8 protein-coding genes are annotated in these 10,096 nt (G+C 30.8%); all 8 read left to right on the forward strand.

Going from position 1 to position 10,096, the window contains the following annotated elements:
- Positions 1-251: 251 nt before the first annotated feature.
- The 8 genes from I4V16_RS08975 (at position 252) to aspS (ending at position 9,775) form a co-directional block, all read left to right on the forward strand.
- On the forward strand, positions 252-1,109 hold the full coding sequence (locus tag I4V16_RS08975; protein WP_049180113.1) for a DHH family phosphoesterase: 858 nt from the start codon (positions 252-254) through the stop codon (positions 1,107-1,109).
- Positions 1,110-1,179: 70 nt separating this feature from the next.
- The gene (locus I4V16_RS08980; RefSeq protein ID WP_049180114.1) at positions 1,180-1,698 is read left to right on the forward strand and encodes an adenine phosphoribosyltransferase; all 519 of its coding nucleotides are present in this window, start codon (positions 1,180-1,182) and stop codon (positions 1,696-1,698) included.
- Positions 1,699-1,809: 111 nt separating this feature from the next.
- Complete coding sequence (locus tag I4V16_RS08985) at positions 1,810-3,996, forward strand: bifunctional (p)ppGpp synthetase/guanosine-3',5'-bis(diphosphate) 3'-pyrophosphohydrolase (RefSeq protein WP_049180115.1); 2,187 nt, start codon at positions 1,810-1,812, stop codon at positions 3,994-3,996.
- Between the two features lie 12 nt (positions 3,997-4,008).
- Positions 4,009-4,458: a D-aminoacyl-tRNA deacylase gene (gene dtd, locus I4V16_RS08990; protein WP_049180116.1), complete on the forward strand. Its 450-nt coding sequence runs from the start codon at positions 4,009-4,011 to the stop codon at positions 4,456-4,458.
- A 189-nt stretch (positions 4,459-4,647) separates the two neighbouring features.
- A complete protein-coding gene (locus tag I4V16_RS08995; protein ID WP_195966639.1) occupies positions 4,648-5,265 on the forward strand; it encodes an MBL fold metallo-hydrolase in 618 nt (205 codons plus the stop codon).
- Positions 5,266-5,273: 8 nt separating this feature from the next.
- The gene (locus tag I4V16_RS09000) at positions 5,274-6,704 is read left to right on the forward strand and encodes a coproporphyrinogen III oxidase (RefSeq protein WP_195966640.1); all 1,431 of its coding nucleotides are present in this window, start codon (positions 5,274-5,276) and stop codon (positions 6,702-6,704) included.
- A gap of 11 nt (positions 6,705-6,715) precedes the next feature.
- Complete coding sequence (gene hisS, locus I4V16_RS09005) at positions 6,716-7,966, forward strand: histidine--tRNA ligase (protein WP_049180119.1); 1,251 nt, start codon at positions 6,716-6,718, stop codon at positions 7,964-7,966.
- Between the two features lie 18 nt (positions 7,967-7,984).
- Positions 7,985-9,775 carry an aspartate--tRNA ligase gene (aspS, locus tag I4V16_RS09010; protein ID WP_111937122.1) on the forward strand — a complete coding sequence of 597 codons (1,791 nt, stop codon included), beginning with the start codon at positions 7,985-7,987 and terminating at the stop codon, positions 9,773-9,775.
- Positions 9,776-10,096: the final 321 nt, after the last annotated feature.

Below are 10,096 nucleotides of genomic sequence, written 5' to 3' on the forward strand. Positions count from 1 at the left end.
GTATAAAATTTTAATTAGATATAAATCAAAGGGGGATTACAATTTCATATTAAAAAAATCCACTCCATCTTTTTTATAGAATATGATTTATATTTAATTAAATAATAATAAAAACGCATACTATATGTAGAATAAAAAAAATAAAAAGCACAATTTGTAGTGTGTATGTAAATACTTTAAAAAATGGTTTGATATTATGACTGTTTTCATCTATAATATAGTTGTTTTCTTATTTTATGGAGGAGTAAGTCATGCGTAAATTTTGGGAGAGTATTTATTGTCCAAATTATATAACTGGATATAATCCCTTTTTACTTAGACATATGAATAAAGCGATTGAAAAGTTAGTTTACGCTGTAAATAATAGAAAAAAGATTGTTATTTATGGTGTGTCTTCAGTAGATGGAATATGTTCTATTGCATCCTTAAGTTTAATTTTAATGTATTTAAATGCGGATGTTGAATATCTTATATATGAAGAGGAAGATGCTAAAAAATCTATAGATTGCAATAATATAAAAAATGATATTGATTTTTTAGGAGCTGATTTACTTATAACACTTGGAGTTGATTTAAAGTCGGAGAGTGAGGTAAAGCTTTGCAATGAGCTTGATATAGATCTAATTGTTTTAGAAAATAAAAAGACAGTTAGGGAAAGAAGCTATGTCTATATAAATCCGAACCAAAAGGGGTGTCAGTACAGGTATAAGAACCTGTCTTTAAGTGCGTTAACTTTTAAGCTAATGCAAGCTATTGCAATCTACTATAATCTAAAGAGTATTAACAAATATTTAGATTTGATTTTAATAGGTGCGCATTGGGCAAAGGTTCCCCTTAAAGGTGAAAATGGAGTTATAATAAAAGAGGGCAAAAAGTTTTTAATTAATACTAATAACTATGGTTTAAGGGCTGTTATGGAGTTAAATAATATAGTAGAGTTGGATGATAATAGCATCGTTAAGATCATAGAACTTATTACTCCAACAGGAAGCACTGTAGGAATGGTTAATAATGCACGTATTATACTTGAATTATTAATAACAAATGATAAGGATAGAGCTGAACAAATTTCTAAATACTTATATAACTTAAAAAAGCCTGAAGAGTAGTAAATAATTTACGCTTTGATAAAGTAGAATAGGCGATTTTTATATAAATAATATTTTTGGAGGAAGCAGTATGAATTTAAAAGATAGTATTAGAGTGGTAGAGGGTTTTCCAAAAGAAGGTATAAGCTTTAAAGATATCACTACTTTAATTGGTGATGGAGAAGCTTTAAAGTGCTCAATTGATAAAATTGTAGAACACTTAAAGGATAAAAACGTTGATTTAATAGTAGGACCAGAAGCTAGAGGATTCATATTTGGTGTTCCAGTAGCTTATGCTCTAGGTGTTGGGTTTGTGCCTGTAAGAAAGCCAGGAAAACTACCATGTGAAACAGTATCTGTTGACTATGGTTTAGAATACGGTAATGATACTTTAGAAATTCATAAAGATGCAATAAAGAAAGGTCAAAGAGTTGCAATAGTAGATGATCTTTTAGCTACAGGAGGAACAATTGAAGCAGTTGCCAAGCTAGTAGAAACTGTTGGTGCTGAAGTAGTAGCTTTAGATTTTGCTATTGAACTTACAGGTCTAAATGGAAGAGATAAATTACAAGGATATGATGTAATGTCTCTAGTTGATTACGAGTTTTAATTTGTTGAAAAAGATAGGATAATAATATATAATAATATTTATTAAGAATGGCTGGTTAGTATAAACCAGCCATTGATTTTAGAAATAAATAGCTAGGGGAGAGTAAGCCTTATGATTGAGAGCTTAATAAAAAAGATTAATGACAATTGTATAAACGTTGATATAGATATAATAGAAAAAGCTTATAACTTTGCTAGTGAAGCTCATAAATCTCAAAAGAGAGAATCAGGTGAACCCTATATAATTCATCCTATTGATGTGGCAGAAATTCTTGCAGAGCTTGGTATGGATACAAATACTATTGCTGCAGGACTATTACATGATGTGTTAGAAGACACTGATTGTACTTATAAAGAGATGTCTGATATGTTTAATGAAGAAATTGCAAGTTTAGTAAATGGAGTAACTAAGCTTGGTAAAATAGAGTATAAAAGTAAACAGGAACAGCAAGCAGATAATGTTAGAAAAATGCTTTTAGCAATGGCTAAAGATATAAGGGTTATTATTATAAAGCTTGCAGATAGATTACATAATATGAGAACTCTAAAGTTCATGCCTAAAGAAAAGCAAAAGCTTAAAGCAAAGGAAACTTTAGATATATATGCACCTCTTGCCCATAGACTTGGTATGTCTAAGATTAAGTGGGAATTAGAGGACCTTTCTTTTAGATATTTACATGAAGAAGAATACTATGATTTAGTAAGACAAATTGCAGAAAAAAGAGTAGAGAGAGAAGCGTATATCTCTAGTATAATTGATGATTTATATAAAAATTTAGAGGAATCTGGAATAGATTCTGATATTGAAGGAAGACCAAAGCATTTCTATAGTATTTATAGAAAAATGGTTAATAAGAATAAGACTATAGAGCAAATTTTTGACTTAACAGCTATTAGAATTTTAGTGAATTCAGTGAAGGACTGTTATGGTGTTTTAGGTATAGTTCATACTATATATAAGCCAATACCAGGAAGATTTAAGGATTATATAGCTATGCCTAAGCCAAATATGTATCAATCTTTACATACAACTGTAATTGGACCACAAGGAAAAACATTTGAAATACAAATAAGAACTTTTGACATGCATAAAACTGCTGAATATGGTATTGCTGCTCACTGGAAGTACAAAGAAGGTGATGCAGGTGAAGATAAAGAAAAGGGCTTTGAGAAGAAGCTTGCTTGGCTTAGAGATATGCTTGAGTGGCAAAAGGAAACATCAGATGCTGAAGAGTTTATGGAAGGATTTAAAATAGATCTTTTCTCTGATGAAATATTTGTATTTACTCCTAAAGGGGTAGTTATAAATTTAGCAAGTGGGTCTACACCAATAGATTTTGCTTATAGAATACATACGGATGTTGGAAATAGATGCATAGGTGCAAAAGTTAATGGAAAAATTGTTCCTTTAGATTATAAGCTAAAGACTGGAGAGATAGTTGAAATAATCACTTCTCAATCAGCTAAGGGTCCTAATATGGATTGGCTTAATATAGCAAAGAGTAATCAAGCTAAAAGTAAGATAAAGTCTTGGCTTAAAAAAGCTAAAAAGGATGAAAATATAAATAAGGGTAAAGAACTTCTTGAAAAAGAATTAAGAAAGCAGGGAGTTATACTATCAGAAATCACTAAAGGTGATTCATATGAAAGACTTGCAAAAAGATATAATCTACATAACTCTGATGATATTTATGCTGCAGTTGGAGTGGGAAGCATATCAGCTTCTGCCTTTGTATCTAGATTAAAAGAAGAAAATCTAGGTGATAAGGTTAAGCAATCTGACGAAGAAATAGCTAAAAATATTGAGGAGCACATTGCAAAAAGTGATAGGGTTAATAAGAAGGAAGGTAATTATGGAATTACAGTAAAAGGTGAAAGTAATCTTATGATCAGGTTTGCAAGATGTTGTAATCCTGTACCAGGTGATGAAATACAAGGATATATTACAAAGGGTAGAGGGGTATCTGTACATAGAACTGATTGTAGTAACTTAAAATCTTTAATAGCCTATGACCCTAATAAAGTTGTAGATGTAAGTTGGGGAATGTCAAAGGGTGCTTCATATGTTGCAGAGGTTAGAGTTAAATCTGACGATAGGATGGGAGTATTATCTGATATTATGAAGGTAATAACAGATTCAGGATTACATTTAAATGCTTTAAATGCTAATTCTGCTAAAGGAAATGAAGCTTTAATTAATATAAAGGTAAAAATAGATTCTATAGAACAACTTAGGGAACTTATGAAAAAGATAAGAAGACTTAAAGGGGTTACAGATGTATTTAGAGTTAATAGTTAGGAGAGCTATATAATGAGAGCTGTTGTACAAAGAGTTAAAAAGTCAAGAGTTATTGTTGAAGGTAGATTAGTTGGAGAAATAAATAAAGGCTTTAATGTCCTTTTAGGAATTTCTAAAGATGATACAATAGAAGACTTGAAATATATAAAAGATAAAATTATTAACTTAAGAGTGTTTGAAGATGAAAATGATAAAATGAACCTTTCTCTTTTAGATATAAAGGGGGATATTCTTGCAATTTCTCAATTTACTCTTTATGGTGATTGTAGAAAAGGTAGAAGACCTAATTTTATGAATGCTATGGGTGGAGATGAGGCAAAAGCACTATATGAAGAATTCGTGAAAATGCTAAAAGAATCTGGCTTAAAGGTAGAAACGGGAGAGTTTGGCGCGCATATGAATGTTGAAATTGAAAATGATGGGCCAGTGACAATTCTATTAGATAGCAAAAAAGAGTTTTAATTCTTTAGGAAATTATAGTAATTACTAAATTGTGAGTAACTTCAACAATTTAATAATATATGAGTTTATTTATTCCTAAAGAATAAAAATAAAATTATATGCGCCTGGTCTTTTGCTCACATGCGTTCACAAAAGCCAGAATGCGCTGAAAAAATCGACGAGACGATTTTTTAAAGGGAGGAATTTATAGTGATAATAAAAGCAATACCAGCTGGAATATATGATGCAAATTGTTATATAGTAATGGATGAAAAAACAAAGGATGCAGTAGTGTTAGACCCAGGTGGAGATGGAGAAATGCTAGAAAGAGCTATAAAAGATATGGGAGCTAATGTTAAGAGTATTCTTTTAACTCATGGGCATATGGATCATGTAGGTGGTGTAGAGTATTTATCAGATAAACTAAATGTTCCATTCTATATATCAAAAATAGATGAAGAATACATGGAGAAAGACAATTATGTATTTGGATCAATTAGAAATGCTAACGGATATTTAGAGGATGGCAATGAGTTATCTTTTGGAAGCTTAAATATAAAAGTAATAGCTACTCCAGGTCATACAAAGGGTGGCTTATGCTTCTTAATAGAGGATAAACTATTTACAGGGGATACCTTGTTCCAAGGATCTATAGGAAGAACTGACTTTATAGGAGGAAGTTTTTCAGAGATTATAAATAGTATAAAGACTAAATTATTACCTCTTGGTGATGAAATAGAAGTATATCCAGGTCATGGACCTAAGTCATCTATAGGATATGAAAAAGGATACAATATGTATTTAAATGACTATGATAGTTTAATATAGGAGAAAAAATGGATATAAATATTAAATTAAACGATCTAAAATATAGATATGATGTTTATCAAATGTTTAATATATATTTCCCTCTAGACAAAATTAACTTTTCAGAGCTAGAGGGAGATTATCATGTTGAAATAACTGATGATAAAGTTAGTTTTTCTTATAATGATATAAGTAGAGAAGACTATAAAAATGATAATGAATATTATAAGGAAACCATAAAGAAAGTAATATTTAAAGCTTTAAGAGATATTACTGGAGATGAATATCCTTGGGGAACCTTAGTTGGTATTAGACCATCTAAAATTGCTCTTAAACATTTAAGAGAAGGAAAAAGTGAAGAAGAGGTAAAAGAAATATTCTTTGAAAAGCATATAACTTCAGAAGAGAAAGCACAACTTTGTATAGATGTAGCTGAATTTGAGGATAAGTATGTAAATAAAGATCCTAAGAATATTGCTATTTATGTTGGAATGGCCTTTTGTCCTACAAGATGTCTTTACTGTTCCTTTGCAGCTAATCCAATCGGTGGAAATAAAAAATTAGTTAATCCATACTTAGAGTCACTTACATATGAAATTGAAGAAATTAAGAAATATGTAGATGAAAAAGGATTAAGAATTGAATCTGTTTATTTTGGGGGAGGCACTCCAACAGCTGTAAATGATGAGGAATTTGAAAACTTAATGAATAAAATATATAATTCATTTGTAGAAAATAGAGAATTAAAAGAATTTACAGTAGAGTGTGGAAGACCAGATTCTATTACATTAAACAAGCTTCAAACAATGAAGAAGTATGATGTAACAAGAATTAGTATCAATCCTCAGACTATGAATGATGAAACCCTAAAGTTAATAGGTAGGGGACATACTTCACAAGATGTAATAGATAAGTTCAAAATGGCTAGAGAGCTTGGCTTTGAAGATATAAATATGGATATGATAATAGGACTACCAGGGGAGGGCCTTCAGGAGGCTAAGATTACAGCTAGAGAAATTAAAAAGCTTTCACCTGATAGCTTAACTATACATGGACTATCTCTTAAAAGAGGTTCTATAATGTATGAGAACTTTATTCTAAAAAAAGGCTTAGGTTTAAAAAGTCAAGAAGAGATAATGAAGATGTACGAAGAGAGTAAAAATCTTGCCAAGGAATTAGAATTAACCCCATATTATATGTATAGACAAAAAAATATGGTTGGAAATATGGAGAATTTGGGTTATTCTAAGAAGGGAAAAGAGTGTATCTATAACATTCAAATGATAGAGGATAAGCAAACAATTATAGCCTTAGGAGCAGATGCTGTTACTAAAGTTGTTTTCTTAGAGAATGATAGAATAGAGAGATTTGGTAATGTTAAGGATATTAAGGAATATGTAAATAGAATAAAAGAAATGGTAGATGGTAAGATTGCTTTACTAGATACTTTGTATAAATAAGGAGGATTAATATGGCAGAAATGCAAGCACCTAAGGGTACTAAAGATATGTTGCCTCAAGATGCATATAAGTGGCACTATGTAGAAAATACATTTAAAGATACAGCAAAAAACTTTGGCTTAAAAGAGATAAGAACTCCTATTTTTGAACATACAGAGCTTTTCTTAAGAGGAGTTGGAGATACAACTGATATAGTACAAAAGGAAATGTATACTTTTGAAGATAAAGGAAAGAGAAGTGTTACATTAAAACCAGAAGGTACAGCACCTATAGTAAGAGCTTTTATAGAAAATAGACTATTTAATGAAGCTCAACCTACTAAGCTATACTATGTAATTCCTTGTTTTAGATATGAAAATGTTCAAAAGGGAAGACTTAGACAATTCCACCAATGTGGTGTTGAAGTATTTGGTTCTAAGGAACCATCAATGGATGCAGAAGTTATAGCTTTTGCTATGGAAGTTTTAAAGAATCTTGGATTAAAAGGATTAAAGCTTAATATAAACAATTTAGGTTGTCCAAAATGTAGACCTAATTACAATGAAGCTTTAAAGAACTTCTTAAAGGAAAACTATGATAATTTATGCCCTACATGTAAGGAAAGATTTGAAAAGAATCCTATGAGAATTCTAGATTGTAAGGAAAAGAAATGTAAGGAAATTACTAAGAGTGCACCTATAATATTAGATTTTATGTGCGAAGAATGTGATACTCACTTTACTAAGGTAAAAGAGTATTTAGATTTATTAGGAATTCCATACGCAGTTGATCCAGGAATAGTTAGAGGATTAGATTATTACACTAAGACTATCTTTGAAATCTTAAATGATGACTTCACAGCTATAGGTGGAGGAAGATATGATAATATGATAGAAGAACTTGGTGGTCCTAGCATGCCAGCAGTTGGATTTGCAATGGGTATTGAAAGATTGATAATGGCTCTTGACAAGGAAGGTATAGAAATTCCAAGTAATGAGAGTTATGCTTTATATATAGGATCAAGAGGTGATGAAGCATATAAAGCTGGATTTAAGCTTGCTAATGATTTAAGAAGCAAAGGTGTAGCTGTTGAAATAAATCATATGGGTAGAAGTGTTAAAGCAGAAATGAAATATGCTAATAAGGTTGGTGCTAAGTTTACTACAATCTTAGGTGATGATGAATTAGCTAATAATGTAATAAAGCTTAAGAGAATGAGTGATGGTGAAATATTTGAAGTATCACTTGAAAATATAGATGAAATTGCAAACACACTTAAGTAAGAAAGGAATGACTTTAAAATGGGTGAATCTTTAGGCGGATTAAAGAGAACTATGTACTGTGGTGAACCTAGAGAAGAACATATAGGTAAGAAGATTACTCTTATGGGATGGGTTCAAAGAAATAGAAAGCTTGGAGGTCTTGAATTTATAGACTTAAGAGATAGAAGTGGAATAATGCAAGTTGTTTTTGGTGAAGAAATAAATGCTGAAGCTTTTGAAAAAGCTAAGGGTGTTAAGCCAGAATACTGCATAGCTGTAACAGGAGAAGTTGTTAAGAGACAATCTCCTAATGAAAACATGCCAACAGGTATGGTTGAATTAATGTGTGAAGAAATAAAGGTTCTTTCAGAATCTGAAACTCCACCAATATATATAAAAGAAGGATTAGATGCATCTGAACAAATTAGATTAAAGTATAGATACTTAGATTTAAGAAGACCAGATATGCAAAACATCTTTATGATAAGAAATAGAGCTACTAAGGCAGTAAGAGATTTCTTAGATAACAACGGATTCTTAGATGTAGAAACTCCAATGCTAACTAAGTCAACTCCAGAAGGAGCAAGAGACTACTTAGTACCATCTAGAAACTATCCAGGTATGTTCTATGCATTACCTCAATCACCACAAATATTTAAGCAATTATTAATGGTTTCTGGATTTGATAGATACTATCAAATAGTTAAGTGCTTCAGAGATGAAGATTTAAGAGCAAACAGACAACCAGAATTTACTCAAATAGATATGGAATTAAGCTTCGTTGAGCAAGATGATGTTATGGAATTAAATGAAAGACTTGTAGCTCATGTATTCAAAGAAGTTTTAGGTCATGAAGTTAAGCTTCCAATAGCTAGAATGACATTTAAAGATGCTATGGAAAAGTACGGTTCTGATAAGCCAGACTTAAGATTCGGTATGGAAATTACTGATTTAACAGAGGTTGTTAAGGATGTAGACTTTAAAGTATTCCAAAGCGCTATAGAAATTGGCGGTTCAGTTAGAGCTCTTTGCCTAAAGGGTGGAGCATCTATGGGAAGAAAAGATGTTGATAGATTAGGTGAATTTGTTAAGACTTATAAAGCTAAGGGATTAGCATATATTCAACTTAAGGAAGAAGGAATTAAATCTCCTATAGCTAAGTTCTTAAAGGAAGAAGAAATGAATGCTATCATTGAAAAGATGGGAGCAGAAACAGGAGATATAATTTTAATAGTTGCAGATAAAAACTCAGTAGTATTCCAAAGTCTTGGAGCATTAAGATTAGAACTTGCTAAGAAGTATGATTTAATTAAGGATAAGAATGAATTTAACTTCTGCTGGATTACTGAATTCCCATTATTTGAGTATGATGAAGAAGAAAATAGATATACAGCTTGTCACCATCCATTTACAGCACCAATGGATGAAGATTTAGATATGATAGAAACTAATCCAGGTGCAGTAAGATCTAAGGCATATGACTTAGTATTAAATGGTGAAGAATTAGGTGGAGGTTCTATAAGAATTCATAATATGGAACTTCAACAAAGAATGTTTAAAGCTTTAGGCTTTACAGAAGAATCTGCTTGGGAAAGATTTGGATTCTTATTAGAAGCATTTAAGTTTGGTCCACCACCACATGGAGGATTAGCATTTGGTCTTGATAGAATGATAATGTTCTTAGCTGGAACAGATAATATTAAAGATGTTATTGCATTCCCTAAGAATCAAAATGCTTACTGCTACTTAAGTGAAGCACCAAATATAGCAGATGAAAAACAATTAGAAGAATTAGGTATTGCTATAATAGCTAAAAATGAAGAAGAATAATATTTTGTTTTAATTAAAAGGGGCTGTATCAGATTAAGGTTTTTTACCTTAGGCTGATACAGCCTTATTTTTATAATTTTAAATTTTATTCATAACTTTATATGTACTTATTTCCAAAATATTTATTTTTGAGCATAAGAAAATAAGGACAATTTCAAAATTATCCAAATTATTACTATATTGCACTAATTAAGAAGCTTGCTGCTTGTGAAGCAGCTTTCCGTTACGCTTTTGAAGAGTTTTGCTATGTAATTTGTTAACATTATATCCAAAAGCCATTAATAAAAATTCCGTACGAACTTTAGACATACCACGCATCAA

It is taken from the genome of Clostridium sp. 1001283B150210_160208_E6, from assembly GCF_015669365.1.
GTDB lineage: Bacteria > Bacillota > Clostridia > Clostridiales > Clostridiaceae > Clostridium > Clostridium paraputrificum.